This is a genomic window from Variovorax sp. TLI9-5A (assembly GCF_056867935.1).
Map to the genome: position 1 here is coordinate 1,542,068 of NZ_CP200310.1, position 26,314 is coordinate 1,568,381.

At 68.1% G+C, this 26,314-nt stretch carries 23 protein-coding genes and 3 pseudogenes; 17 read left to right on the forward strand and 9 right to left on the reverse strand.

What is annotated here, in order from left to right; translation table 11 throughout:
• Positions 1–50 precede the first annotated feature (50 nt).
• The 3 genes from AC1VNX_RS07560 (at position 51) to AC1VNX_RS07570 (ending at position 2,477) form a co-directional block, all read left to right on the forward strand.
• Positions 51–434 (forward strand): roadblock/LC7 domain-containing protein, encoded by a 384-nt coding sequence (locus tag AC1VNX_RS07560; RefSeq protein WP_483156147.1) that lies wholly within the window; start codon positions 51–53, stop codon positions 432–434.
• A 109-nt stretch (positions 435–543) separates the two neighbouring features.
• A complete protein-coding gene (locus AC1VNX_RS07565; protein WP_483156148.1) occupies positions 544–903 on the forward strand; it encodes a hypothetical protein in 360 nt (119 codons plus the stop codon).
• Between the two features lie 308 nt (positions 904–1,211).
• A complete protein-coding gene (locus AC1VNX_RS07570) occupies positions 1,212–2,477 on the forward strand; it encodes a hypothetical protein (RefSeq protein WP_483156149.1) in 1,266 nt (421 codons plus the stop codon).
• A 47-nt stretch (positions 2,478–2,524) separates the two neighbouring features.
• Here the strand turns inward: AC1VNX_RS07570 and AC1VNX_RS07575 are convergent, their stop codons facing one another.
• The gene (locus AC1VNX_RS07575) at positions 2,525–3,535 is read right to left on the reverse strand and encodes an AraC family transcriptional regulator (RefSeq protein ID WP_483156150.1); all 1,011 of its coding nucleotides are present in this window, start codon (positions 3,533–3,535) and stop codon (positions 2,525–2,527) included.
• A gap of 212 nt (positions 3,536–3,747) precedes the next feature.
• On the opposite strand from AC1VNX_RS07575, the gene AC1VNX_RS07580 reads away from it, so the two are divergent.
• The 5 genes and pseudogenes from AC1VNX_RS07580 to AC1VNX_RS07600 all read left to right on the forward strand — a co-directional run bounded on the left by AC1VNX_RS07580 (position 3,748) and on the right by AC1VNX_RS07600 (position 8,850).
• Complete coding sequence (locus AC1VNX_RS07580; RefSeq protein WP_483156151.1) at positions 3,748–4,539, forward strand: SDR family oxidoreductase; 792 nt, start codon at positions 3,748–3,750, stop codon at positions 4,537–4,539.
• A gap of 33 nt (positions 4,540–4,572) precedes the next feature.
• Positions 4,573–5,811 carry a styrene monooxygenase/indole monooxygenase family protein gene (locus AC1VNX_RS07585; protein WP_483156152.1) on the forward strand — a complete coding sequence of 413 codons (1,239 nt, stop codon included), beginning with the start codon at positions 4,573–4,575 and terminating at the stop codon, positions 5,809–5,811.
• A 13-nt stretch (positions 5,812–5,824) separates the two neighbouring features.
• Positions 5,825–7,063 (forward strand): annotated as a pseudogene (locus AC1VNX_RS07590) (styrene monooxygenase/indole monooxygenase family protein); the annotation flags it as partial.
• On the forward strand, positions 7,058–7,558 hold the full coding sequence (locus AC1VNX_RS07595) for a flavin reductase family protein (protein ID WP_483161898.1): 501 nt from the start codon (positions 7,058–7,060) through the stop codon (positions 7,556–7,558). The pseudogene AC1VNX_RS07590 and the gene AC1VNX_RS07595, both read left to right, overlap by 6 nt.
• 50 nt (positions 7,559–7,608) lie before the next feature.
• Positions 7,609–8,850 carry a dienelactone hydrolase family protein gene (locus AC1VNX_RS07600; RefSeq protein ID WP_483156153.1) on the forward strand — a complete coding sequence of 414 codons (1,242 nt, stop codon included), beginning with the start codon at positions 7,609–7,611 and terminating at the stop codon, positions 8,848–8,850.
• Between the two features lie 4 nt (positions 8,851–8,854).
• Here the strand turns inward: AC1VNX_RS07600 and AC1VNX_RS07605 are convergent, their stop codons facing one another.
• Positions 8,855–9,769, reverse strand: coding sequence for a LysR family transcriptional regulator (locus tag AC1VNX_RS07605; RefSeq protein ID WP_483156154.1), 915 nt, complete (start codon positions 9,767–9,769; stop codon positions 8,855–8,857).
• Positions 9,770–9,928: 159 nt separating this feature from the next.
• Between AC1VNX_RS07605 and AC1VNX_RS07610 the strand changes: the two genes are divergently transcribed.
• The gene (locus AC1VNX_RS07610; protein ID WP_483156155.1) at positions 9,929–10,921 is read left to right on the forward strand and encodes a Bug family tripartite tricarboxylate transporter substrate binding protein; all 993 of its coding nucleotides are present in this window, start codon (positions 9,929–9,931) and stop codon (positions 10,919–10,921) included.
• Between the two features lie 138 nt (positions 10,922–11,059).
• Positions 11,060–12,610 carry an amidase gene (locus AC1VNX_RS07615; RefSeq protein WP_483156156.1) on the forward strand — a complete coding sequence of 517 codons (1,551 nt, stop codon included), beginning with the start codon at positions 11,060–11,062 and terminating at the stop codon, positions 12,608–12,610.
• On the opposite strand, the gene AC1VNX_RS07620 is transcribed toward AC1VNX_RS07615, so the two are convergent.
• Positions 12,607–14,031 carry a short-chain fatty acyl-CoA regulator family protein gene (locus tag AC1VNX_RS07620; RefSeq protein ID WP_483156157.1) on the reverse strand — a complete coding sequence of 475 codons (1,425 nt, stop codon included), beginning with the start codon at positions 14,029–14,031 and terminating at the stop codon, positions 12,607–12,609. The two genes, AC1VNX_RS07615 and AC1VNX_RS07620, sit on opposite strands and share 4 nt — an antisense overlap.
• Before the next feature lie 121 nt (positions 14,032–14,152).
• On the opposite strand from AC1VNX_RS07620, the gene AC1VNX_RS07625 reads away from it, so the two are divergent.
• Genes AC1VNX_RS07625 through AC1VNX_RS07645 form a run of 5 tightly spaced genes read left to right on the forward strand, consistent with a single transcriptional unit; the run spans position 14,153 to position 20,502 of the window.
• Positions 14,153–14,554 carry an acyl-CoA thioesterase gene (locus AC1VNX_RS07625; protein ID WP_483156158.1) on the forward strand — a complete coding sequence of 134 codons (402 nt, stop codon included), beginning with the start codon at positions 14,153–14,155 and terminating at the stop codon, positions 14,552–14,554.
• Positions 14,551–15,732: a bifunctional 2-methylcitrate synthase/citrate synthase gene (gene prpC / locus AC1VNX_RS07630; RefSeq protein ID WP_483156159.1), complete on the forward strand. Its 1,182-nt coding sequence runs from the start codon at positions 14,551–14,553 to the stop codon at positions 15,730–15,732. Before AC1VNX_RS07625 ends, prpC begins: the two co-directional genes overlap by 4 nt.
• Before the next feature lie 53 nt (positions 15,733–15,785).
• The gene (gene acnD, locus AC1VNX_RS07635; RefSeq protein WP_483156160.1) at positions 15,786–18,386 is read left to right on the forward strand and encodes a Fe/S-dependent 2-methylisocitrate dehydratase AcnD; all 2,601 of its coding nucleotides are present in this window, start codon (positions 15,786–15,788) and stop codon (positions 18,384–18,386) included.
• A gap of 17 nt (positions 18,387–18,403) precedes the next feature.
• Entirely contained in the window at positions 18,404–19,597 is a 1,194-nt protein-coding gene (prpF, locus tag AC1VNX_RS07640; protein WP_483156161.1) for a 2-methylaconitate cis-trans isomerase PrpF, read from the forward strand.
• Between the two features lie 41 nt (positions 19,598–19,638).
• The gene (locus tag AC1VNX_RS07645) at positions 19,639–20,502 is read left to right on the forward strand and encodes an isocitrate lyase/PEP mutase family protein (RefSeq protein WP_483156162.1); all 864 of its coding nucleotides are present in this window, start codon (positions 19,639–19,641) and stop codon (positions 20,500–20,502) included.
• A 32-nt stretch (positions 20,503–20,534) separates the two neighbouring features.
• Here AC1VNX_RS07645 and AC1VNX_RS07650 read toward each other — a convergent pair whose 3' ends face one another.
• Positions 20,535–20,981, reverse strand: a complete 447-nt coding sequence (locus AC1VNX_RS07650; protein WP_483156163.1) for a universal stress protein — start codon at positions 20,979–20,981, stop codon at positions 20,535–20,537.
• Between the two features lie 165 nt (positions 20,982–21,146).
• Between AC1VNX_RS07650 and AC1VNX_RS07655 the strand changes: the two genes are divergently transcribed.
• The gene (locus tag AC1VNX_RS07655; protein ID WP_483156164.1) at positions 21,147–21,491 is read left to right on the forward strand and encodes a hypothetical protein; all 345 of its coding nucleotides are present in this window, start codon (positions 21,147–21,149) and stop codon (positions 21,489–21,491) included.
• Between the two features lie 24 nt (positions 21,492–21,515).
• On the opposite strand, the gene AC1VNX_RS07660 is transcribed toward AC1VNX_RS07655, so the two are convergent.
• The gene (locus tag AC1VNX_RS07660) at positions 21,516–22,064 is read right to left on the reverse strand and encodes a MarR family winged helix-turn-helix transcriptional regulator (protein ID WP_483156165.1); all 549 of its coding nucleotides are present in this window, start codon (positions 22,062–22,064) and stop codon (positions 21,516–21,518) included.
• Positions 22,065–22,274: 210 nt separating this feature from the next.
• Between AC1VNX_RS07660 and AC1VNX_RS07665 the strand changes: the two genes are divergently transcribed.
• Positions 22,275–23,261, forward strand: coding sequence for a tripartite tricarboxylate transporter substrate-binding protein (locus AC1VNX_RS07665; RefSeq protein ID WP_483156166.1), 987 nt, complete (start codon positions 22,275–22,277; stop codon positions 23,259–23,261).
• Between the two features lie 79 nt (positions 23,262–23,340).
• Here AC1VNX_RS07665 and AC1VNX_RS07670 read toward each other — a convergent pair.
• The 4 genes and pseudogenes from AC1VNX_RS07670 to AC1VNX_RS07685 all read right to left on the reverse strand — a co-directional run.
• Positions 23,341–23,583: pseudogene (locus tag AC1VNX_RS07670) on the reverse strand (mandelate racemase); the annotation flags it as partial.
• Between the two features lie 148 nt (positions 23,584–23,731).
• Positions 23,732–24,419, reverse strand: a pseudogene (locus AC1VNX_RS07675) (response regulator).
• A gap of 4 nt (positions 24,420–24,423) precedes the next feature.
• Complete coding sequence (locus AC1VNX_RS07680) at positions 24,424–25,161, reverse strand: nuclease-related domain-containing protein (protein ID WP_483156167.1); 738 nt, start codon at positions 25,159–25,161, stop codon at positions 24,424–24,426.
• An 18-nt stretch (positions 25,162–25,179) separates the two neighbouring features.
• Positions 25,180–26,280 (reverse strand): hypothetical protein, encoded by a 1,101-nt coding sequence (locus AC1VNX_RS07685; RefSeq protein WP_483156168.1) that lies wholly within the window; start codon positions 26,278–26,280, stop codon positions 25,180–25,182.
• Positions 26,281–26,314 lie beyond the last annotated feature (34 nt).

Sequence of the window (26,314 nt, forward strand, 5' to 3'; positions counted from 1 at the left end):
GACTGCTTTCCTTTTCCTTTCCTCTCACCGCAACGCCGGACCCCATCCACATGAACATCGCACCCCGCATCAAGGACGCCGCCGAGACCGTCGTGGACACGCTCATGCGCGAGATCAAGGGCGTGAAGGCCGTGGTGATCGCGACCGAGGACGGCCTGGAGCTGGCCGCGCGCGCGGAGAACACCGCGCAGGTCGCGCGCATGTCGGCCATCGCGAGTTCGCTGGCCGCGCTCGGCGCGGTGGCGGGCGAGGAGAGCGGCCTCGGCCAGTGCGAAAACGTCGCCATCGAAACCGCGCTGGGCCACATCCTGATGCTGCAGGCCCGCCACGAGGAAGCCGGGCTGATCGTGAGCGTGGTGACGGGCAAGGACGCCGTCATCGGCCAGGCCCTGTACTTCTCCAAGCAGGCAACGCTCGCGCTGCAGCGCGCCTGAACTTCACAGCCTTCTTTCTCCGTTCGTTTCTTCACCAGCGGCTGCCGCTCATCATTCGCCCGGGCGGCGGCCGATCATCAGGGCGATGGACTACCTACGAAAGACTCCGATGGCAAACATCAAGCAATCCATGGACGAACTCATGACGATCGACGGCGCGCTGTGCGCGGCACTGGTCGATTCGGGCAGCGGCATGATCCTTGGGCAGATCGGTTCGGGCGTCGACCTGGAAGTGGCCGCCGCCGGCAATACCGAAGTGGTGCGCGCCAAGCACAAGACGATGCGCGCACTGGGCCTGAACGACGTGATCGAGGACATCCTGATCACGCTCGGCCGCCAGTACCACATCATCCGCCCGCTGCAGAAGCACGAAGGCCTGTTCATCTACCTGGTGCTCGACAAGTCGAAGTCGAACCTCGCGCTCGCGCGGCGCAAGACGCAGGACGTGGAGCAGACGGTAGTGGTCTGACCGACGCGCCTCCATCCTCCGCGCAGACTGCGCCAGAGCCCGCCCGGCTGCGAGAGCCTGGCGGGCTTTTTCGTTGCCGCTCGCCTGCTGCCCTCGAAAAACGGGCGGTGCAGAGCCTCGGCGAAGGCCGCCACTGCTCGATCGCAGTGCCTACCGAATTCTCGGTATTGATCGCACCCGGATTGAGCCGGATATTGAAGCCACGCCGCCGGGGCTGGCGCCAACGGGAGTTGGCCTGCGCGGCTCGGGGAACGGGCGACAGTCTCGTGCCCTCGTTCTCTCATCTTGTTGGCTGGGGAGTCGTGTCCATGCATAAAGCTGCGCTAGACCTGTTTCTTGCCGAGTGCACAGCCACCGCGCTGAAATCTGAAGTTGAACTCAGAGGCACATTGGCGAGCGCCCTGCAAGTCCGCCACAAGATCCGGGACACCGATCTCCAGACCCTGTTCAAGCTGGCCGACGGTGCGCCGCCAAACACATTCAAGCGGGCCTACTACGTCCTGACGTTGCAGTTGTTCGCGGGCTCGGCCTACAAGGACTTCGGACCGATCTTCAGCGCTTTCAGCGGCAACCTGTCGCACACGCAGGTCACTCCCCACTGGGACTCACAGAAGCCTCACAAGCTGGGCTCGATCTACGCGGCGGAGCCGATGAACCTGTTCGCCGGATGGTCGTTGACCAACACGCGCAACAACCAGACCATGCTCGATCCTCACGTGCTGATGGAGCATCTCGACGGATCGATCTCCAGCGACCTGAATGGGGTGTCGTCCAGTTCGACCACCCCGACGGTCGGCATGAGGATCTCGGGTGCGCTCGACCGGCTGGACGCGAAAGCCACGACGCAGCGTCTGCAGGGGGAAACGCCCCAGGGGCTCAAGCGAAGGTATTCGGCATACAGCCTGAACCTGAAGAGCGACGAAGCCCGGATGCAGAACACCTTGGGCAAGCTGTCCGGCGGCCATGCGCGGGACTACGACCGCGAGCAGGCACTCAGGAAGTTCGAGAAGCTGCTGCGGGACATGCGCAACAGCACCCGCGCAGGCCTCGAGCACTATCGGGAGCTGTACCGGAATGTGCCGCAGGACAGTGCGATCAGCGGCCATCTGGCGGAGGCGTACCAGTCCTGGAAAGTCCATCGGCTGACCGCGGAAGCCGAGATCGAGGCGCTTTGCACCAAGCTGAAGAGTCCTCACTGGGGCGGCTCGAACATCATGACGCTGCCCCACAAGGACGCGTCGCGGCCGGTGCCGCAGTCCGTGCAGCAGCTACCACAGTACTTCCCGCAGCATCAGCCGTTTGGACAACAGCAGGCGCCGCACTATCCGCAGCAGCATCAGCCATTCGGGCAGCAGCAGGCGCCGCACTATCCGCAGCAGCATCAGCCGTTCGGACAGCAGCAGGCGCCGCACTACCCGCAGCAGCATCAGCCGTTCGGACAGCAGCAGGCGCCGCACTATCCGCAGCAGCATCAGCCGTTCGGACAGCAACAAGCACCGCACTACCCGCAGCAGCATGGTCATCAGCAGCAGCCGCAGACCTTCCCGCCGCAGACCTGGTTCTTTCCGAAGTAGTAGAGAAAGAGTCCGGCCGCGCACCTTGCCAGCGTCCGGCCGATGGATCAGCGGCCGCGCGACGCCATCGTCTCCGAAGGCCGCTCCCCGAAGCGCGCGCGGTATTGCGCCGCGAAGTGCCCCAGGTGGAGAAAGCCGTACTTCTGCGCCACATCGCGCACGCCGGCTCCGGTGGCGCCGGCCGTCGTCTGCTGCAATTCGGCCCGCACCCTGTCGAGCCTCGTCTCGCGCAGGAACTCCATGGGCCCCTGTCCCGCATGCTGGCGAAACGCCAGCTGCAGGGCGCGTGCGCTGCAGCCGACCTCGCGGCAGACATCGGCCAGCGACAGGGGCTGGTCCGCATGCGCCGACATGTATTCCTGCGCCTTGCGGACCACGCGCGGCAGCAGGCGCCGCTGGTTGCCGCCGGCAAGGGCTTTCGAGTGGTTGTGGCCCGCCGACATCAGCAGGCTGGAGATCAGATAAGCCTCGGCGTGCTCGGCCAGCGGGCCGCCACTCTGAAGCCCGGTGCCGGCATCGAGCGTGAGGCGCAGGTAGTCGATGAAATGCACCAGCGGCGCGAGTGTGGGGCTGTCCAGCGGCACGCCGAGGTCGAACACCAGCGGCTTTCCGACAGGTGCCTGCAGCAGCGATTCGAGCCGTGAAAGCAGCGCTGAGCGTGCCAGTTGCACGATCAGGTGCGGGCTTCCGTCGGCCCAGCGCATCGACAGCGGCTCGGTGGGCGAGGGCAGTGACGCCAGGCGGGGCGTGGCCTCCACCTGCTGCGCGCCGCAGCGGATTTCGGCGCCGCCGCGCAACGGAATCTGCAACAGGAAGAAATCCTGCAGGTAGCCCGGGTCGATCTGCACGCCGGGGCCGTACTGCACATAGTTGAGGCTCACGTCCCGGTGCAGCCGCGCGCTGTGGTGGCAGGCGTCCAGCGTGGTGCGCGGCCTGAGCATGACGAGGCCGTGCGGGCAGAACACGCGGGCCACGCTTTCACGCGCCTCGTCCACGTCGTGGCTCTCGAAAAGCCGGTAGCGCTGCAGCGGCAACGGTGGGGTCGTGAGGGTTTCCATGGGGCGAGAACAGGGCGTGGGCACCGTAGCAAAAACCATCCCCGCCCACAATTCGGGCCTCCCCTCGGGCCCGCATGAGGCGTCGCTCAAGAAAACTGCGCGCCAGGGACAGGGCCTGCGTTTGCGGGATTCGTCCGGGGCCCCCTTGCCCATAACGTTCGCTCCACAGGCACCAGCCGGGCCTGCCCGATCAACCGAGGAGAGCAAGCGTCATGTTCAAGGGACTCGAAGGCAAGAGCGCCATCGTCACCGGTGGCTCCACACTGATAGGCGCGGGCGTGGTGCGCGCCCTGCATGCGGCGGGCGTGAAGGTCGTCATCGCCGACATCGACGCCGCCAACGGCCAGGCCCTGGCGGATTCGCTGGGCGCCGGCGTGCGCTTCGTGCGCACCGACATCACCGACGACGCGCAGGTGAAGGCCTGCGTCGCGGAAGCGGCCGGGCGGCACGGCGGGGTGCACTTCCTCGTCAACCTGGCGTGCTCCTACGTGGACGACGGCTTCAAGTCGCCCCGAGCCGACTGGCTCACCTCGTTCAACGTGAACGTGGCCAGCGCGGTGGCGATGCTGCAGGCCGTGCATCCGCACATGGTGGCGGCCGGCGGCGGGGCGGTGGTCAATTTCACGAGCATCTCGTCGAGCGTGGCGCAGACGGGCCGCTGGCTCTATCCGGTGAGCAAGGCGGCGATGGCGCAGCTCACGCGCAACATGGCGATGGACCTCGCGCCCGACCGCATCCGCGTGAACAGCGTGTCGCCGGGCTGGACCTGGTCGGCCGTGATGAACCAGCTCACCAACGGCGACCGCGCCAAGACCGACCGTGTGGCCGCGCCCTTCCACCTGCTGGGCCGCGTCGGCGACCCGGACGAGGTGGCGCAGGTGGTGCTGTTCCTGTGCTCCGACCACGCGAGCTTCGTGACCGGCGCCGACTACGCGGTGGACGGCGGCTACTCCGCCATGGGCCCCGAGCAGGCCGTTGCCGCCATTCCCAAGTTGATGGACTGACCCGCTCCACGCGGAGCATCGAAGGAGCATGAAATGAAGCGAATCGCCATCGTCGGAGCGGGCCAATCGGGCCTGCAACTGGGGCTCGGCCTGCTTGCCGCGGGCTACGAGGTCACGATGTTCAGCAACCGCACGGGAGAAGACATCCGGCACGGCAAGGTCATGTCGAGCCAGTGCATGTTCCACACCTCGCTGCAGATCGAGCGCGACCTGGGGCTGGACCACTGGGGCAGCGCATGCCCCACGGTGGACGGCATCGGCCTGGCCGTGCCGCACCCCGAGGAGAAAGGCGCCAAGGCCATCGACTGGGTCGCACGGCTGAATTCGAGCGCGCAGTCGGTCGACCAGCGCGTGAAGATCCCGGCGTGGATGGACGAATTCCGGAAGAAGGGCGGCGAGCTCGTCTTCAAGGACGCGGGCATCGACGAGCTGGAGACCTGCACGCAGACCCACGACCTCACGCTGGTGGCCAGCGGCAAGGGCGAGATCTCCAAGCTCTTCGAGCGCGACGCCCACAAGTCCACCTACGACAAGCCGCAGCGCGCGCTGGCGCTGACCTACGTGAAGGGCATGAAGCCGCGCGAGCCGCACTCGGCCGTGTGCTTCAACCTGATTCCCGGTGTGGGCGAGTACTTCGTGTTCCCCGCGCTGACCACCACGGGGTCCTGCGAGATCATGGTGTTCGAAGGCGTGCCCGGCGGCCCGATGGACTGCTGGGCCGACGTGAAGACGCCCGGGGAACATCTGGCGCGCAGCAAGTGGATCGTCGACACCTTCACGCCATGGGAGGCCGAGCGCTGCCGCGACATCGAGCTGACCGACGACAACGGCATCCTCGCCGGCCGCTTCGCGCCCACGGTGCGCAAGCCGGTGGCGACGCTGCCTTCGGGGCGCAAGGTGCTGGGCCTGGCCGACGTGGTGGTGCTCAACGACCCGATCACGGGGCAGGGCTCGAACAACGCCGCCAAGTGCGCCGACACCTACCTCAAGAGCATCCTCGCGCGCGGCGACGGCCCGGCCGACGCGGCCTGGATGCAGCAGACTTTCGACCGCTACTGGTTCGGCTACGCGCAATGGGTCTCGCAGTGGACCAACATGCTGCTCGCGCCGCCGCCGCCCCATGTGCTGAACCTGCTCGGTGCCGCCGGCGCGATGCCGCCGCTGGCCAGCGCGTTCGCCAACGGTTTCGACGATCCGCGCACCTACTTCCCGTGGTTCGCGGACCCGACCGAGGCGCAGCGCTTCATCGACACCTGCGCCGCCGTCGCATAGCTGGAGCCGCACCATGAAGCGACGCGTGGCCATCGTCGGCGCCGGCCAGTCCGGCATGCAGCTCGCGCTCGGCCTGCAGAGCGCGGGGCACGAGGTGACGGTGTTCTCCAACCGCAGCGCGCGGGAGATCGGCGAAGGGCCGGTGATGTCCAGCCAGTGCATGTTCGAGACCGCGCTGCAGACCGAGCGCGAGCTCGGGCTCGACTGGTGGGCCGATGAACGCCCGGCGGTGGAAGGCATCGCCATGACGGTGCGCAACCCCGAGGGCGGCAGGGCTGTCGAATGGAGCGCAAAGCTCGACGGCCCCGCGCAGTCGGTCGACCAGCGGCTCAAGATACCCGCGTGGATGGCCGAGTTCGAGAAGCGTGGCGGACGGCTGGTGCTGCGCGACGTGGACATCGACGACCTGGAGACCTGCGCGCAGATGAACGACCTCGTGGTCGTGGCAAGTGGCAAGGGCGAGATCTCCAGGCTCTTCGAGCGCGACGACGAGCGCTCGCCTTTCACGCAGCCGCAGCGCGCGCTGGCGCTGACCTACGTGAAGGGCATGAAGCCGCGCGAGCCGCACCCGGCGGTGTGCTTCAACCTGATTCCCGGCGTGGGCGAATATTTCGTGTTCCCCGCGCTGACCACCACGGGGCCCTGCGAGATCATGGTGTTCGAAGGCGTGCCCGGCGGCCCGATGGATTGCTGGGCCGACGTGAAGACGCCGCAGGAGCATCTGGCGCGCAGCAAGTGGATTCTCGAAACCTTCCTGCCCTGGGAAGCCGAGCGCTGCAGGAGCATCGAGCTGACCGACGGCAACGGCATCCTCTCTGGCCGCTTCACCCCGACGGTGCGCAAGCCCGTGGCAACGCTGCCTTCCGGCCGCAAGGTGCTGGGCCTCGCCGACGCCGTGGTGCTCAACGACCCGATCACGGGGCAGGGCTCGAACAACGCGGCCAAGTGCGCCGACATCTACCTCAAGCGCATCCTCGAGCAAGGCGACGAACCCTTCGACGCCGAGTGGATGCAGAAGACCTTCGACCGCTACTGGGAAGGCTACGCGCGCTGGGCCACCGACTGGACCAACAGCCTGCTCGCGCCGCCCAAACCTCATCTGCAGAAGCTGCTGCAGAGCGCCAGCAGCATGCCAGCGGTCGCGAGCGTCGTGGTCAACGGCTTCGACGATCCGCGCGCCTTCGCGCCCTGGTGGTTCGATGCCGCCGAGGCGGACCGCTTTCTCGAAGACCGCGCGCGCGAGGCCGTGGTCGACCGCTTCGACCGGCGCGACTTCCGCAGGGCGCTTGGCCAGTTCAGCACCGGCGTGACCGTCATCACCACCCGCGCGATGGACGGCCGCCGCGTGGGCATGACTGCCAATTCGTTCTCGTCGGTCTCGCTCGATCCGCCGCTGGTGCTGTGGAGCCTCGCGCGGCAGGCGCCGAGCCTGGGCGACTTCACCGGCGCCAGCCATTTCGCGATCAACGTGCTGGCGGCGAACCAGCATCACCTGTCGCGGCAGTTCTCGACGCCGCAGGCGGACAAGTTCGGCAGCGTGGACTGCTGCGAGGGCACCTCCGGCGTGCCGCTGCTCAACGGCGTCATCGCGCGCTTCGTGTGCCGCAACGTCAGGCAGTACGATGGCGGCGACCACCTCATCTTCATCGGCGAGGTCGAGCGCTACGACCGCTTCGACGGCGAGCCGCTGGTCTTTCATTCGGGCTACTACCAGGTGACGACGCGACATCCGGAATGCATGCAATGAGCAATGAACGCGCGGCCCGCACCATCCACCCCATGAACGGAGCAAAACACATGCAGCAGAATTCACCCCACGCGGCAGCACCACAGCGCATCCGCATCGACGCCACCGACGCGAGCGGCAGTTTCAGCGGCTACCTCGCACTGCCCGCCTCGGGCACCGGGCCCGGCCTGGTCATCGCGCAGGAGATCTTCGGCGTGAACGCCACCATGCGCGAGGTGGCCGACTACTACGCCGAAGAAGGCTACGTCGTGCTCGTGCCCGACCTGTTCTGGCGCCAGCAGCCCGACGTGGAGCTGGGCTATTCGCCCGAAGACTGGCAGCGCGCCTTCGGCTTCTACCAGGGCTTCGACGAGGCCAAGGGCATGGAGGACATGCAGGCCTCGATCACCGCCTTGCGCCAGCGCCCCGAGGTGCAGGACGCCAAGGTCGGCGTGCTCGGCTTCTGCCTCGGCGGCAAGCTGGCCTACCTCGCGGCCTGCCGCACCGATGCGGACGTGGCCGTGGGCTACTACGGCGTGGGCATCGATGCCGCGCTCGACGAGGCCGACAAGATCAAGCGCCCGCTCACGCTGCACATCGCCGAGCTCGACAAGTTCTGCCCGCCCGAGGCGCGAGACCGCATCGTCGCGGCGCTCAAGGACCGCCCCGGCGTTTCGCTGCACGTGTACCCGGGCATGGACCACGCCTTCGCGCGGCTGGGCGGCGAGCACTTCCACAAGCCCTCGGCGCTGATGGCGCACGAGCGCAGCATCGCCACGCTGAAGGGCGCCATCGGCCCGCACTACGACCTCTCGGCGCTTTGGGACAAGCACTGCGAGTACGAGTTCGGCACGCGCAACGTCGACGACACCATGTCGACCATGGTGGCCGAGCCCTACGTCAACCACATCCCGACCATGACCGGCGGCGTGGGCTACAAGAACCTGCACGCCTTCTATTCGAACCACTTCGTCAACAGCAACCCGCCCGACACCTCGCTGGTACCGATCTCGCGCACCATCGGTGCGACGCAGGTGGTCGACGAGATGTTGTTCTGCTTCACCCACACCACCGAGATCCCGTGGATGCTGCCGGGCGTGGCGCCCACCGGCAAGCGCGTGGAGATCCCGCTGCTCGCGGTCATCAAGTTCCGCGGCGACAAGCTCTATCACGAGCACATCTACTGGGACCAGGCCAGCGTGCTGGTGCAGGTGGGGCTGCTCGACGCGAAGCTTCTGCCGGTGGCCGGCGTCGAGACGGCGCGCAAGCTGCTCGACGAGACGCTGCCGTCGAACACGCTGATGCAGCGCTGAGGGCTCAGTCCGAGGCCTTCACCGCATCCACCAGGAAGCGCACGAAGGCCTTCGCCGCATCGGGCAGCGAGCGGCCCGCCATGGTTTCGATGGCGAGGTGCCGCTCGTGCATCTCGCGGTCCTTCAGCGCAATGGCGACCAGCGCCTTGCTCTGCAGCAGTGTTCGGATCGACAGCGGACCGTAGAAGGCGATGCTGCCGCCGCCCGCGGCCGCGAAGCTCAGCAGCGCGTTCGCGTGGTTGCTCGACATCGCCAGCTGGTAGCGCAGCTCCTGCCGCGAGCAGCTCGCGTCGAGCAGGCGGCGGATGGAGCTGTCTTCCTGCGGCAGCCCCAGCGGGTACGCCACCACCTGTCGAAGCGAAAGCTGTCGTTGCTTCGCCAGTGGGTGGTCCATGGCCATCACCGCGAGGATGGGGCTCGGGTGCCGCAGCTGGACCTCGATGCCTGGCTCGGGCAACGCGCTGAGCGTGATGCCGACGTCGGCTTCGCCGTCGCGCACCAGCCTCGAAATGTCGGCGGGCGCGCAGACCTCCAGGTGAAAGCGGATGCCCGCGTGCTTGAGGCGGAACTGCGCGATCAGCCGTGGAATGAAGTCGAAGGCGAAGCCCTCGGTGCTCGCCACGCGGACGTAGCCGCTACGCAGCCCGCGCAGGCCGGCGATCTCGTTGGCGACGCGCTCGATGTCCTGCTGCGCCCGCTTGGCGTGCGCAGCCAGCAGTTCCCCCGCGGCATTGGGCACCATGCCGCGCGCATGGCGTTCGAAGAGCAGGGTGTCGAGCTCGCGCTCCAGCCGCGCGACCTGCCGGCTCACGGCCGAGGGCGCGACGTTGAGCTTGAGTGCGGCTTCCTTCACCGAGCCGGTCTTCACCACCTCGAGAAAGTAGCGCACGGCGGTTTCCTGCAAGGCACGAGGCGCCATGGATCGCTCCTGCACGTGGTCTGGACGGATGCTGTGAATTGCCGATTCGGCAACGAAGAATTCTAAACATTGCGCTTGTGACACCGGCATGACGATCCTAGGATGAACTCGTTCGCACCCTCGAACCCCTGTCATCCAGTCGAAATTCCAGGAGTCCCGATGAACCGTCTCCCGCTCGTGGCGCGCATGGCATTGCTGTGCTGCAGCCTTGGACTTGGCGCCATGCCGCTGGCGTCCCTTGCCGCCGAGACGGGGTTTCCCGCGCGGCCGGTCACTTTGGTGATTCCATTCCCGCCCGGCGGTGCCACCGACGTCAACGGCCGTGTGATCGCGCAGCGCCTGGGCAAGGAACTGGGCCAGCCGGTGGTCATCGAGAACCGCGGTGGCGCCGGCACGGTGGTCGGCGCGAGCTACGTGGCGAAGTCCGCACCCGATGGCTACACACTGCTGCTGAGTTCGGGCTCCACCTTCACCGTCAATCCCGCGATCCGCAGCAACCTGCCCTACGACCCGGTGAAGAGCTTCGAGCCCATCGGCATCGCCGGGCGCGTTGCGCTGATCCTTCTGGCGAACAGCGAAGTGCCGGTGCAGACGGTCAAGCAGTTCGTCGACTACGTGAAGGCCGCGCCTGGCAAGTACTCGTACGGCTCCTTCGGCACCGGCACCACCGCGCAGTTCGCGGGCGAAACCATGCTGCACGCCACCGGCCTGAAGATGACGCACATACCCTACAAGGGCAGCGCCCCGGCCATGACCGACCTGATGGGCGGGCAGATCCCGTTCAGCATCGACACCGTGAGCGCGGCCGTTCCGCAGCTCAAGAGCGGAAAGATCAAGGCGATCGCGCTGACCACCGCGAAGCGCTCGGCGCTGCTGCCCGACGTGCCCACCTTTGCCGAGAGCGGCTATCCCGATGTCGACATGGATTCCTGGCTCATGCTCGCGGCCCCCAAGGGTGTGCCCGCCGACGTGAAGGCCAGGCTGGAGAAGGCACTGGCCGCGACCATTGCCGATCCGGAAACGAAGAACAAGCTGCTGGCCGCGGGGCTGGAGCCGAGCTACAGCAGCGCGGCGGCAAGCGTCGAGCTGATCAACCGCGAACTGCCGATCATGCGAGCCGTTGCCGCGCGAGCCAGCATCACCGCCGATTGAATTGGCTCTCCCCCAGGCTTCGCGCACTTCGTGTCGCTGCGCCAACCCCCTCGCCGGGGGCGACACCGACGGCCCGGCAAAGCCGGTTCCGTGGTGTCCCGCGAATGCGCAGCGCCATGCCCAGAACAAGAGACATCGATGACCCCTGCCAAAACAACCCACGATTCCGCCACCGAACTCGTCGAAAAATCCGCTGTCGAACTGCGCCGCCTCATCGGCAGCAAGCAGGTCTCGCCCGTCGAGCTGCTGGAGGCATGCATCGCGCGCATCGAGCGCCTGAACCCCTTCGTCAACGCAGTCACCGCCACCTGCTTCGACCGCGCGCGCGCTGAGGCGAAGGCGGCCGAAGGCGCCGTGATGCGCGGCGACGCGCTGGGCCTGCTGCACGGCCTGCCGATGGGCGTGAAGGACCTGGAGCCCACCGAGGGCCTGCTCACCACCTGGGGCTCGCCGATCTACCGCGACCACGTGCCGACGGAAGACATCGAACTCGTGGCGCGCCTGCGCCGCGCGGGCGCCGTCGTCGCGGGCAAGACCAACGTGCCCGAGATGGGCGCGGGTGCCAACTCGCGCAACGACGTCTGGGGCGCCACCGGCAATCCCTTCAATCCGAACCTCAACGCGGGCGGTTCATCGGGCGGCTCGGCGGCCGCGCTGGCGTGCGACATGCTGCCAGTGTGCACCGGCTCCGACACCGGCGGCTCGCTGCGCATTCCGGCCGCGAAGTGCGGCGTGGTGGGCTTCAGGCCATCGCCAGGCGTGGTGCCCAGCGTGCGCAAGCCGCTGGGCTGGACGCCCATTTCGGTCGTCGGCCCCATGGGCCGCACCGTGGAGGAGGCCTGCCTGCAGCTCGCCGCCTCCGCCGGCATGTGCGCGGGCGATCCGCTGAGCTATCCGCTCGACCCGATGTCATTCCTCGCGCCACCGCCCGTCGACCTGGGGCGGCTGCGCGTGGCATGGACCGAAGACTTCGGCATCTGCGCGGTGGACGACGGCATCCGCGCCACCTTCCGCCACAAGATCGAAGCGATGCGGCACCTGTTCGGCCGCTGCGACAAGGTCGAGTTCGACATGGGCGAGGCGCACCGCTGCTTCGACGTGCTGCGCGCCGAGGCCTTCGTGGCCGGCATGCAGGCGGCCTACGAGCGCGATCCGGACAGCCTCGGCCCCAACCCGCGCGCCAACTACGAGATGGGCGCGAAGATGAGCCTGCTCGACAGCGCCTGGGCGCAGGCCGAGCAGACCCGGCTGCTGAAGCGCTTCCAGGCCACCTTCGCCGACTACGACCTCGTGCTGTCGCCGACCACACCCGTCTCGCCCTTCCCCTGGACGCAGCTCTACGCCGCCACCATCAACGGCGAGCCGCAGGCCAACTACTACCGCTGGCTGGCACTGACCTACGTGGTCACGCTGACCACGCATCCGGCGATAACGCTGCCCTGCGGCCTCGACCACGCGGGCATGCCTTTCGGGCTGCAGGTGGTGGGCGGGTTCAGGGCCGACCACCAGCTGCTGGGCGCGGCGCATGCGATGGAGGCGGCGTTCTCGTCGAACCCTGAGCTGCGCCGTCCGCGCCCCGACCTCGCCGCGCTGCGCGTGGCCGAGCCGGCGCTGACTTCGATCGTCAAGGCGCCGCCGGTCTTCGGTGACGGCCGTGCTGTCGCATCGGCCGCGGTGTCGGCCGTCTAGGCGTTCGCCACCGCGTAGGGCGTGAACCGGCTTTCGTTTTCGTTCACGTCCAGCGCCCGCCCGATGAAGGGGAACGCCCGCTGCGGGCAGGCCGTGCGCTCGCACACCTTGCAGCCCATGCCGATGGGCGTGGGCGCTTCCTGGTCCGCGAGGTCGAGGCCCTTGGAATAGATCAGCCTCGACGCATGCCGGATGTCGCAGCCCAGGCCGATCGCGAAGGTCTTGCTCGGTGAGCCGAAGCCGCGCTGTCCGTGCGACACCGTGCGCGCCACCCAGAGATAGGTGCGCCCGTCGGGCATGCGCGCGAGCTGCCGCAGTACCCGCCCGGGCTGCGCGAAGGCCTCGTACACGTTCCACAGCGGGCAGGTGCCGCCAGTCTTCGAGAAGTGGAAGTGCGTGGCCGACTGCCGCTTCGAGATGTTGCCGGCACGGTCCACGCGGATGAAGAAGAAAGGCACGCCCGGCGCGCCGGGCCGCTGCATCGAGCTCAGGCGGTGGCAGACCGTCTCGAAGCCCACGCCGAAGCGGCGCGCCAGCAGGTCGATGTCGTAGCGCAGGGCTTCCGCCGTCTTCAGGAACAGGCCGTAGGGCAGCAGCATGGCGCTGGCGAAGTAGTTCGCCAGTCCGATGCGGGCCAGCGCATGCGTGGGCGCGTCGTCGTTGAAGTTGGCGCCCTGCAGCAGCGACTCGATCAGCCGCGCCTGCTCCAGCAGCGCCAGCTGGGTCGCGAGCTGGAAGGCCTGCTGCCCGGGCTCGAGGCTGGCCGACAGGTGCAGCACGCGGCTGGCAGGGTCGTAGCGGCGCTGGCTGTCGATGGCGTCTTCGTCGGTGGACACCACGTGCACGCCGTGCTGCTTCGAAAGGCGCTGCTGCAGCCATTCCGACAGCGGGCCGCCGCGGCCGCGCGCTTCGTCCGCGAGCTTTTCCGCCTGCAGGTCCAGCTCCTCGAAATGGTTCTGGTGGGCGAAGAAGAAGTCGCGCACCGCCTCGAAGGGCATCGGCCGTGCGTTCGTGAGTTCGCCGCGTCCGTCGCCGAGTTCGGTGGCCATGATCTCCAGCCGCTCCATCGCTTCCTGGTGGCGGCGGTGCAGCGCCAGCAGCGCACGCGCCACGGCTGGCATCTGCGAGGCCACTTCGCGCAGCTCGGGCAGGGCGACGGCTTCACCGCCGGGGTTGTCGGCCAGCGCATCGCGCATGCCCGAGACCAGGCGGGCTTCCTCGTCTTCCGAGAACTGCTGCACGTCGACGCCGAGCGTGCGGCTGATCTTGAGCAGCACGGCCACGGTGAGCGGCCGCTGGTTCTGCTCCAGCTGGTTCAGGTAGCTGGGCGACAGGCCCAGCGCCTGCGCCAGCGCCACCTGCGTCATGCCGCGCTCGGCGCGCAGCTTGCGCAGGCGCACGCCCATGAAGGTCTTGCTCATCTTGCGGCTCCTTGCTGCCTCTGTGGTGTTCGCAATATTCGCAAATCAGGTGCTTTCCATTCGCAATGATTGGCCAATTCAGTCCTTCATTATGGGTGCGCATTTGCGTAAATTGCGAATCATGACAAACCGGAACACGGCACTCGAGCTCACGGAAATCGTGTTCCCGGAGCATGCGAACCACTACGGCACGCTGTTCGGCGGCAATGCGCTGATGCTGATGTCCAAGGCGGCCTTCCTGGCGGCGCGCGACTTCGCGCAGGCCGACGTGGTCATGGCCGGCTGCGGTGACACGCAGTTCCTCGCGCCCGTGCCGGTCGGCAGCGTGCTGCGGCTGCGCGCCTGGGTCAGCCGGCAGGGCCGCAGCTCGCTCACCGTCAGCGTCACTGGCAGCTTCGAGCAACTGGGGCAGGCGCCGCGCGAGGCGCTGAGCTCCTTCTTCGAGATGGTCGCCGTGGACAAGAGCGGACGGCCCAGGCGCATCCCCAACGCACAACCGAATCCAGAAAAGGAAGCAGCATGAACGACATCGCCACCCCCGCCGAGGCCTCCACCGAAGCCGCAACCGGCTTCAAGCCGAAGAAGTCCGTGGCCCTGTCCGGCGTGACCGCCGGCAACACCGCGCTGTGCACCGTCGGGCGCACCGGCAACGACCTGCACTACCGCGGCTACGACATCCTCGACATCGCCGAGGTCTGCGAGTTCGAGGAAATCGCGCACCTGCTGGTGCACGGCAAGCTGCCCACGGCCGCGGAGCTGCGCGCCTACAAGGCCAGGCTCAAGTCGATGCGCGGCCTGCCCGCGAGCCTGAAGGAAGCGCTGGAGCAACTGCCCGCCGGCGCGCACCCGATGGACGTGATGCGCACCGGCGTCTCGTCGCTGGGCTGCATGCTGCCCGAGAAGGAAGACCACAACCTGCCGGGCGCGCGCGACATCGCCGACCGGCTGATGGCTTCGCTGGGCTCGATGCTTCTGTACTGGTATCACTGGTCCACGCAGGGCAAGCGCATCGACGTGGAGACCGACGACGACTCCATCGGCGGCCACTTCCTCCACCTGCTGCATGGCCGGAAACCTTCGCAAGCCTGGGTGCGCGCGATGCACACCTCGCTCAATCTCTACGCCGAGCACGAGTTCAACGCTTCGACCTTCACCGCGCGCGTGGTGGCGGGCACCGGCTCCGACATGTACTCGGCCATCACCGGCGCCATCGGCGCGCTGCGCGGGCCCAAGCACGGCGGCGCCAACGAGGTGGCCTTCGAGATCCAGAAGCGCTACGACTCGCCCGGCGAAGCCGAGGCCGACATCCGCCGCCGCGTCGAGGCCAGGGAAGTGGTGATCGGCTTCGGCCACCCGGTCTACACCGTGAGCGATCCGCGCAACGTGGTCATCAAGGGCGTGGCGAGGTCGCTGTCGCAGGAGGCCGGTTCGACCAAGATGTTCGACATCGCCGAGCGGCTCGAAGGCGTGATGTGGGAGGTCAAGAAGATGTTTCCCAACCTCGACTGGTTCAGCGCCGTGAGCTATCACATGATGGGCGTGCCCACGGCCATGTTCACGCCGCTCTTCGTCATCGCGCGCACCTCGGGCTGGGCGGCGCACATCATCGAGCAGCGCATCGACAACAAGATCATCCGGCCCAGCGCCAACTACACCGGGCCGGAAGACCTGAAGTTCGCGCCGATCCAGGATCGGAAGTAAAAAGAGAAGAAGACGAGACAAGACATCGCAGAAGAGGCCCGATCGCCGCCCCCATGAATACCCAGTACCGCAAGAACCTTCCCGGCACCACGCTGGACCATTTCGACGCGCGCGAAGCCGTCGAGGCCCTGCGTCCCGGCGCCTGGGTCACGCTGCCCTACACCTCGCGCGTGCACGCCGAGAATCTCGTGCGCCGCTGCGATCCGGCCATCCTCGAGCAGAGCCTGCGGCAGATCGTCGAGGGCCGGCGCGAGCACGACTTTCCGTGGTTTCCGGCGCGCGTGGTGTGCCACGACATCCTGGGCCAGACCGCGCTGGTCGACCTGGCCGGCCTGCGCGATGCCATCGCCGAGCAGGGCGGCGACCCGGCGCAGGTGAACCCGGTGGTGCCGGTGCAGCTCATCGTGGACCATTCGCTGGCGGTGGAGTGCGGCGGCTTCGACCCCGACGCCTTCGCGAAGAACCGCGCCATCGAGGACCGGCGCAACGAAGACCGCTTCCACTTCATCGACTGGACGAAGCGGGCCTTCAGGAACGTGGAGGTGATACCGCCGGGCAACGGGATCATGCATCAGATCAACCTGGAGCGGATGTCGCCCGTGGTGCATGCGCAGGACGGCGTGGCCTTCCCCGACACGCTGGTCGGCACCGACAGCCACACGCCGCACGTCGACGCGCTGGGCGTCATCGCCATCGGCGTGGGCGGGCTGGAGGCCGAGAACGTGATGCTGGGCCGGGCCTCGTGGATGCGCCTGCCCGTCATCGTCGGCGTGAAGCTCTCGGGCCGGCCGCAGCCGGGCATCACCGCCACCGACGTGGTGCTGGCGCTGACCGAGTTCCTGCGCCAGTCGAGGGTGGTGGGCGCGTACCTGGAGTTCCACGGCGAGGGCGCGGCCAGCCTCACGCTGGGCGACCGCGCGACCATCTCCAACATGGCGCCCGAGTACGGCGCCACGGCCGCGATGTTCGCCATCGACCAGCAGACCATCGACTACCTGCGCCTCACCGGCCGAAGCGACGAGCAGGTGCGGCTGGTGGAAACCTATGCGAAGCACACCGGCCTGTGGGCCGATGCGCTGAAGGACGCGGTGTACGAGCGCGTGCTGCACTTCGATCTCTCGACGGTGGTGCGCAACATGGCGGGCCCGTCGAATCCGCATGCGCGCGTGGCCACGACCGAGCTCGCCGCGCGCGGCATCGCGGCGCCCTGGAGCGACGAGCCGGGCCGCATGCCCGACGGCGCCGTGATCATCGCGGCCATCACCAGCTGCACCAATACCAGCAACCCGCGCAACGTGATTGCCGCCGGCCTGCTGGCGCGCAATGCCAACCGGCTGGGGCTCGTGCGCAAGCCGTGGGTCAAGTCATCGCTGGCGCCGGGTTCCAAGGCGGTGACGCTGTACCTGCAAGAGGCCGGCCTGATGGGCGAGCTGGAGCAGCTCGGCTTCGGCGTGGTGGCCTATGCCTGCACCTCGTGCAACGGCATGTCGGGCGCGCTCGATCCGGCGATACGGCAGGAGATCGTCGAGCGCGACCTGTACGCGACCGCCGTGCTCTCGGGCAACCGCAACTTCGACGGCCGCATCCACCCGTATGCGCGGCAGGCCTTCCTTGCCTCGCCGCCGCTGGTGGTGGCCTACGCGATCGCCGGCACCGTGCGCTTCGACATCGAGCGCGACGTGCTCGCCGTGGTCGACGGCAGGGAGGTGCGGCTGAAGGACATCTGGCCCGACGACGCGGAGATCGACGCCATCGTGAAGTCCAGCGTGAAGCCCGCGCACTTCCGCGAGGTGTACGAGCCGATGTTCGAGATCCGGCCCGACACCGGCGACAAGGTGGCGCCGCTGTACGACTGGCGCGCCGCCTCCACCTACATCCGCCGCCCGCCCTACTGGGAAGGCGCGCTGGCCGGCGAGCGCACGCTCAGGGGCATGCGGCCGCTGGCGATCCTGCCGGACAACATCACCACCGACCACCTTTCGCCCTCCAACGCGATCCTCATGGACAGCGCGGCCGGCGAGTACCTCCACAAAATGGGCCTGCCCGAGGAGGACTTCAATTCCTACGCCACCCATCGCGGCGACCACCTCACGGCGCAGCGCGCCACCTTCGCCAACCCCACGCTCAAAAACGAGATGGTGCGCAAGGAAGACGGCAGCGTGCGCGCCGGCTCGCTGGCGCGCGTGGAGCCCGAAGGGCAGGTCATGCGCATGTGGGAGGCCATCGAGACCTACATGCTGTGCAGGCAGCCGCTGATCATCGTGGCGGGTGCCGACTACGGCCAGGGCTCCTCGCGCGACTGGGCCGCCAAGGGCGTGCGCCTCGCGGGCGTGGAGGCCATCGCGGCCGAGGGCTTCGAGCGCATCCACCGCACCAACCTGATCGGCATGGGCGTGCTGCCGCTCGAATTCAAGCCCGGCACCAGTCGCCTGACGCTGGGCCTGGACGGCACCGAGACCTACGACGTGACCGGCGCGCGCGAGCCGCGCGCCGACCTCACGCTGGTGGTCCGCCGCCGCAACGGCGAGCGGCTCGAAGTGCCGATGACCTGCCGCCTCGATACCGCAGAGGAAGTGTCGATTTACGAAGCGGGCGGTGTGCTGCAGCGCTTCGCGCAGGATTTCCTCGCCTGCGCCACACCCGTGGCCGCATGAACCGAGAATCGCAGCCCATGGCTTCCTTCGGACCACAGATCAGGATTCCCGCCACCTACATGCGCGGCGGCACCAGCAAGGGCGTGTTCTTCCGCCTGCAGGACCTTCCCAAGGCCGCGCAGGTGGCCGGCAAGGCGCGCGACGCGCTGCTGCTGCGCGTCGTCGGCAGCCCCGACCCCTACGGCAAGCAGATCGACGGCATGGGCGCCGCCACCTCCAGCACCAGCAAGGCGGTGATTCTTTCGAAGAGCGACAGGCCCGGCCACGACGTGGACTATCTCTTCGGCCAGGTGTCGATCGGCCAGCCTTTCGTCGACTGGAGCGGCAACTGCGGCAACCTCTCGGCGGCCGTCGGCCCCTTCGCCATCGCCAACGGCCTGGTCGACGGCAGCTGCCTGCCGCGCAACGGCGTGGCGGTGGTGCGCATCTGGCAGGCCAACATCGGAAAGACCATCGTTGCGCACGTGCCCATCAGCGATGGCGCGGTGCAGGAAACCGGCGACTTCGGGCTCGACGGCGTGACCTTCCCGGCCGCCGAGGTGCAGCTCGAATTCATGGACCCGGCTGCGGAAGAAGAGGGCGCAGGCGGCGCGATGTTCCCGACCGGCAATCTGGTCGACGAGCTCGAAGTGCCCGGCGTCGGCACGCTGCGCGCGACGATGATCAACGCCGGCATCCCGACCATCTTCGTGCAGGCCGAGGCCATCGGCTACACGGGCACCGAACTGCAGGACGCGATCAACGGCGACGCCGCCGCGCTCGCGAAGTTCGAAGCGATCCGCGCGCACGGCGCGGTGCGCATGGGACTCATCGGGCACGTCGGCGAAGCGGCAGGGCGGCAGCACACGCCCAAGGTCGCGTTCGTCGCCAGGCCCGCGAGCTACACGGCTTCCAGCGGCAAGCCGGTCGCGGCGGGCGATGTCGACCTGCTGGTCCGTGCGCTGTCGATGGGCAAGCTGCACCACGCCATGATGGGCACGGCGGCGGTGGCCATCGGCACGGCGGCGGCCATTCCGGGCACGCTGGTCAATCTCGCGGCCGGCGGCGGCGAGCGCTCGGCGGTGCGCTTCGGCCATCCCTCGGGCACGCTGCGCGTGGGCGCGCAGGCCAGCCAGGCCGATGGCGAGTGGCGCGTGACCAAGGCTGTGATGAGCCGCAGCGCCCGCGTGCTGATGGAAGGCTGGGTGCGCGTGCCCGGCGATACCCTCTGACGCTTCAGGATCGAATCAAACAGGACAACAAGGAAGAACCGATGTCGACTCGCAAGACTCTCCGAGCCCTGGCCGAAGCGCGCCGGGGCGTGCTGGTGCCGGGCGCCTTCAATGCGCTGTCGGCGCGCGTGATCGAGGACCTGGGCTTCGAGGCCATCTACGTCACCGGCGCGGGCGTCACCAACATGTGGTTCGGCCTGCCCGACCAGGGCTTCATGGGCCTGCACGAGATCGCCGACCACACGGCGCGCATCCGCGACGCCGTGGGCCTGCCGCTGATCGTGGACGCCGACACCGGCTTCGGCAATGCGCTCAACGTGCGCCACACCGTGCGCGTGCTGGAGCGCGCGGGCGCCGACTGCATCCAGTTCGAGGACCAGGTAGCGCCCAAGCGCTGCGGCCATTTCTCGGGCAAGGACGTGATCTCCACCGGGGAGGCCGTGAGCAAGATCAAGGCCGCGGTCGACGCGCGCACCGACCCCGACCTGCTGGTCATGGCCCGCACCGACGCGGCCGCCACGCTGGGCTTCGAGGCCGCCATCGAGCGCGCGCAGAAATTCAGCGAGGCCGGTGCCGACATCCTCTTCGTGGAGGCCGTGACCACGGCCGACGAGATCCGCGCGCTGCCGCAGCGGCTGAAGAAGCCGCAGCTCATGAACATGGTGATCGGCGGCAGGACGCCGATCTTCGGCGCCGAGGAACTCGCCGGGCTGGGCTACGGCATCGTGCTGTATGCCAACGCCGCGCTGCAGGGCGCGGTCGCCGGCATGCAGAAGGCGCTGACGGTGCTGCGCGACACCAGGCGCGTGGACGAAGACCCGGCGCTGGTCGTGCCCTTCGCGGAACGCCAGCGGCTGGTGGGCAAGCCCGAACTCGACGCGCTGGAGAAGCGGTACGCGAGCTGAGGAGGAGGCCGAGGAGGAGAGGGCTGGCGCCGCTAGCGCAGCACCAGCACCGGGATGTGCGAGTGCGTCAGCACGTGCAGCGTCTCGCTGCCCATCAGCAGGCGCGCCAGGCTGCGCCGGCCGTGCGAGGCCATCACGATCAGGTCGCACTGCTGATTCTTCGCGGCCGCGATGATGGCCTCGGCCACCTGGTTCGACTTCATGACCACGGCCCTCGGATTGCGCACGCCCCTGGCGGTCGCGGTGGCGACCGACTTGTCGACCAGCCGGCGCGCGGCCTGGTCCGACTGCTCCTGCGCGGCCTCGATGTCGCGCAGGCTCAGCATCATCGAACCTTCGAAGTAGCCGGTAGGCTCGATGTGCGCGACGGTGACGCTCACCAGTTCGGCATTGCAGAGCAGGGCCAGCTCGATGGCGGCATTGACCGCTTGCTCCGACAGCGCCGAGCCGTCGGTAGCCACGAGAACACGCTTGTACATGGCAGGCTCCTTGGCCCCCGGCACCGCGGGTGCCCTCGCATTTCAGTCTAGTTCGCGATCCCGGCCGTGCAAGCGATCGCGGGGCGATCAGGGGCGGCCCTCTATTTTTCGCGCCGGCTGCCGATATAGATCCTTTCCATGCAGGACAACCGAAGGAGGAACGTGATGCTGAATGCCATCGGCGCGAGCGGCAGCGCAACAAGGAGCGGGGTTAACGTCAACGTGGAGATCGCGAAGATCCAGCGGCAGATCACCGCCACGCAGAAACAGATCGGCGAGACGCAGGCCCAGCTGCTCGCCGCGCCCGAGGATGCCCGGGATGCGATCCGGATGCAGCTCGAGGCGCTCGCGGCCAAGCTCGCGATGCTGCAGCAGCAGATGAACGCGCTGCGCAACGCCGGCGTCCAGCAAAGCGCGATGGCCTCGCTGGAGGAAAGCGCCGCCAGCACGCAGCGCGCCAGCCGCGGTGCTTCGGGAAGGCTGAGGAGTGTGGTGGACGTGCAGGCCTGATCGCCCGCCTGATCGCCCGCCGGGTCAGCCGCCGCGCTCGGGCCAGCGGTGCCGTGTGCCGCCCGAGCGGCGGTCGGCCTTTTCCGCCACCACGCCCTGCGCGAGCAGCGCTTCCCCGCGCTGCTCCAGATGCTGCAGGCAGCGCAGGAAGGCGTCCAGGTCCGCGGGCGCCACGCCTTCCAGCAGCTCCGTGTTCAGCCCCGCGATGCGCGGGAAGAGCCGGCCGAAGAGCTGCTGGCCCGAGGCGCTCAGCCGCACGTGCACCTCGCGCCGGTCCTCCGCGTTCTGGCGGCGGTGCACCAGCTTCTTGTCGACCAGGCTGCGCAGTCCGCGCGAAGTGCGTACGCGGTCCAGATGCAGCAGCGTGGCCAATGCCGACGCTGTCATCTCGCCCTCCTGCGCGAGCGTGGCGATCATTCCCCACTCGCGGCGCGTGATGCCGAAGCCGCCCTCGACCAGCCGCGTCGCCATGCCGTTGCCGGCCCGCACGGCGCGCACCATGCGGTAGAGCACCAGATCGTCCAGTGAACGGGGCGTGCGCAGCGCGCCGGCGTCGGGGAAAGCTTGTCGCATACGGGGTGAGGGTGACGTGATTGCGGAAACGCCGGGAGTGTGGTTCGCCCGCCTCGGCAGGCAGTTGGTTGATTAGATCAACTGTTTCCCCATACGTATAAACCAGTAACAAATTTGAACGAGCGGAAACAGTCTTGGCGCGCGATTTTCGCCGCGAAACCGCGCCTGTCCCGTCCGCTCGCGCCCATCGTCCGCAGGAGACCCGATCCGATGCCCTCATTCCTTTCACGGCGCAAGCTCATCATGGCAGGAGGCCTCGCCCTCGCCGCCTGCGCTCCCCTGGCCCAGGCCCAGGCGCCCGCCGCGCTGGACGGCGGGCCGCTCACCCTCGTGGTCGGCTATGCCCCGGGCGGCAGCACCGACCGCATCGCGCGGCTGATTGCCGAGCGGCTCACGCCGAAGCTCGGCGTGCAGGTGAGCGTGGAAAACCGTCCGGGCGAAGGCGGCCGTCTCGCAGCCAAGGAAGTGAAGCGCGCGCCCGCCACGCAGAACGTGCTGATGCTCGGCAACCCCGCCGTGATGGTGGTCGCGCCGCTGGTCATCAAGGACGCGGGCTACGACCCCGACAAGGACTTCGTGCCCGTTTCGCAGGTGAGCAGCTATGACTTCGCATTGGCCGTCGGCAGCAAGCTCCAGCTCGACCGCGCGATGTTCCTCGTGGGCCGGCTGTGGGCTCATCCCGAGGAAGCCGTCTTCGGCGTCCCCGCCACCGGCAGCCTGCCGCACTTCTTCGGCCTGATGGTGGGCGACGCGCTGAGCGTGCAGCCGCAGATCAAGGGTTATGGCGGCTCGGCGCCGCTGGCGGCCGACCTCGTCAACGGCAGCCTGCCCATCGCCATCGACACGCTCGACTCGCTCTATCCGCAGCACGTGGCCGGCAAGATCCGCATCCTGGCCACCTCGGGCAAGAAGCGCGCGAGCTTCGCGCCCAACATCCCGATCTTCAGCGAGGCTGGCATGAAGATCGACGCCGACGGCTGGAACACCTTCTTCGCGCCGGTTTCCATGCCGCCCGCCAAGGTGCAGCTGCTGGCCAATTCGATCCGCGACGTGATGAAGGACCCGGGCCTGCAGAAGGCGGCCGATGCGCTCTTCATCACGCCCGTGTCCAGCAACGCGGCGGAAACGACGCAGATGCTGAAGGCTTACCGCGCGCAGTGGGAGCCGGTTGTGCGCCGCTCGGGCTTTCATCCTTGAACCTGGTACTCCCCCAGGCTTCGCGCACTTCGTGTCGCTTTGCCAACCCCCTCGCCGGGGGCGACACCTGCGGCCCGGCAAACTGCAGCCAGTCGCGGTCGGGGCGCATGCCGCCGTGGCGGATGAGGTTGCGCGTGTCCTGCATGGAGAACAGGTTCTCGCCCGTTGCCATCGGGCCGGCATACACCTCGCCGAGCCTGGCCTGCAGTTCGTAGTCGAGCGGATCGCCGGCCTCTTCGTACCAGAAGAGCGGGTACTGCGAACCGCCGATCTTCATCTTCACCACCGAGTAGCCGCGCTCCAGGTAGCTAGCTCTCGACCTTCAGGTGCAGCTCGGGGCCTTCGTACACGTTGCCGGCCTGATTCAGGTGCACGTTGCCGGAGGCCGTGGCAAGGTCGCCCGGGGGCCGGTATTCGAGCCGGTCGGCGGTGATGCGCGTGTCGCCGCGCCGCAGCGTGCCGGCGTCCGCTCAGGCGTCCTGCCTGGCCTGCGATTCCCATGCGAAGCCGACGCCGTAGACCGAGCGGATCCAGTCGTGCGCGGCCGAGACGGTGGCCAGCTTCTTCCTGAGGTTCTTGATGTGCGTGTCGACCACACGCTCGTTGACGTCCAGTGCCTCCGGGAACGCGGCTTCGAGCAGCTTGGAGCGCGTCAGCACCTTGCCCGGCTCCCTGGAGAGCGCGCGCAGCAGCAGCGACTCGCGCCGCGTCAGCGGGAGGTAGTGGCCGTCGAGGATCGCGCAGCCGCGCACCGCGCCGAAGGTGATTGGCATGGCCGGGCGCGCTACGCGCTGGCGCTGCGTGCAGCGGCGCAGCACGGTGTCGATGCGCACCGCAACCTCGCGGGGAGAAGGGCTTGCACACGTAGTCGTCGGCGCCGAGATCGAAGCCGCGCAGCCGGTCCGACTCCTGCGCGAGCGCGGTCAGCATGATGATCGGGTGGTCGCTGCGCGCGCGGATCTTCTCCAGTATCTGCAGGCCGCTGACGCGCGGCAGTTCCACGTCGAGCAGGGTGAGCGCGGGCGGCGAGGTCAGGATGCGGTGCAGCGCGACCGCGCCGTCCTCGATGTGTTCGGTCTCGTGCCCCGCGCGGCGCAGTTCGTCGAGCAGCACCGAGGCGGCGTCGTGGCCTTCCTCCACCAGCAGGATGCGGCTCATCGCGTCATTGCAGCTTCAGGGCCCCGGGTTGTGCGCAGCGGTCGCGGCAGTTGCGCATGTGGTCGTCCACCGTCAGGTCGCCCTGCAGGTCGGTCAGCAGCTGCAGCGTGCGGTCGATGGCGGCGTTGTCGAGCATCGGGTAGCCCTGCTCGTTGCGCCCGTTGTTGCGTGCCACGCGCGCGATGTAGGGCAGGTCTTGCGGCGTGATGACGACGGCGGGCATCACGCCTTCGAGTTCCACGCCGTCGAAGGGCAGCATCACGAAGTACTGCACGCGCAGGTCGGAAGGCATCAGGCTGCGCAGGTGCGTGGTCTTGCGGCCGCACTGCCAGGCCGGGTCCTTCACCTCACGTGCCAGCGAGTGCCCGTGCTGGCGCAGGAACCAGCGCGGCACCGTTTGCGCGGAGGTCTTGCGGTAGACCACCGCGTTGCGCCAGCCCTTCACCTCGAACAGGTACACGCCTGCCTCGCACACCAGCGCCACGTCGAAGCGGGCGGTGGGAACGGCGCTGCCTTCGTACATGGGAATGACGAGGTCGCGCAGCACGTGCATGCGTCCGAAGGCGGGCTGGAACGCGGCGGCGAGCTGCTGGATGGCCAGCGTGGTCGCGGCGGTGCTGGCCGGTTCGCTGTCCGGGGAGCAGATGCGGCGCGCGGGCGCGGCGGGCTCCGGCTTCTTGTGTCCGTGGCCGGCCAGTGTCAGCACGGGGCGGGCAGGAACTTTGTGCAGGGCTGTGGTCATTCGGGGCTCCTTCGGAATTCAAGGATTGCGCAACTTTCGGGAGACTTTGTGCAGAAACGGCAATTGCTCGATCTGTCCTGTGCGCTCGGCTTGTGGGGAGCGCGGGTCGGCGATGGTGTCGATGGATGCGCCGCTTCCGATGCTTCCCATGAGAACGACCCACGCGATCGCGAGCTCGCCGTTGGCGGCGGCCAGCACGTGCAGGTCGAGCAGCAGGCCCTGGAAGTCCTCCATGAGCTGCACTTCGGAAATCTCGCCCCGGTCGCGTCGCTGCTTCGAAGCCTCGAAGCTCGCGCGTGCATTCACGACGCGCGCGTAGGCGGTGTTGGCGATGTCGCTTTGCATCTGCAGGCGGCGCAGCGCCTCGGCGACCTGTTCGCGCGCCTGCGCGACCGCGCGTGCGTACAGGGGCTTGCCCGGCACCTCGATGTCGATGGCCTGCGTCTCGTCGTCTGCCGCGTCGATGGTGCCCGCGGGCATCGCCATCGGGTCGGCGTCGTAGAGCGCGGCGGCGAGGTTGATGTCGTTCCTGTTGGAAAGCACCGCCATCGGCAGCTCGCGCGGCACCTCGGCCGCGAAGCGGGGCAGCGACTTGTCCTGCAGCGCGTCGGCGAGCATTTCGCCGAGCGCTGCTTCCGTCATGCGGCACTGTTTGGCCAGGTAGGCGAGGTAGCTCGCGCGCTGCGCCCGCAGCTTCTCGATGTTGGCCTGCGCGCCGGCCTCGCGCTGCGCGAGCTGCCTGGCGAAGTCGTCATGCGGCAGGTTCGCGCCCTTGATGAGCGCCGTCTGCCGCGCGACGGCCGCGCGGGTGTTCTCCAGGTAGTTCAGCTCCAGCGTCTTCACCTTGAGCGCAATGTAGGTCGCGGCAATGCCGGCTTCGGCATTGCCGTCGCGCGATGCGGCCATCAACTTGTCCATCGCGGGGTCTTCGAAGGCGGACCACCACGAATGCGAGTCGGCCTGTGCGCGCGTGGATGCAGTGGATGTCCTTTGCGTCTTGTGGTCCACGAACATGCCGGCCGTGAGCTGCGAGGTGCGATGGACCATCGCGATGCTCGTGCTGGCGCATGCGATGGCGAGCGCGCCGCACACCGCCGCCATCAGGGTTCGTGAACGCATCACCTTCGGATCTCCAGCTTCGTCATGCGTGGAT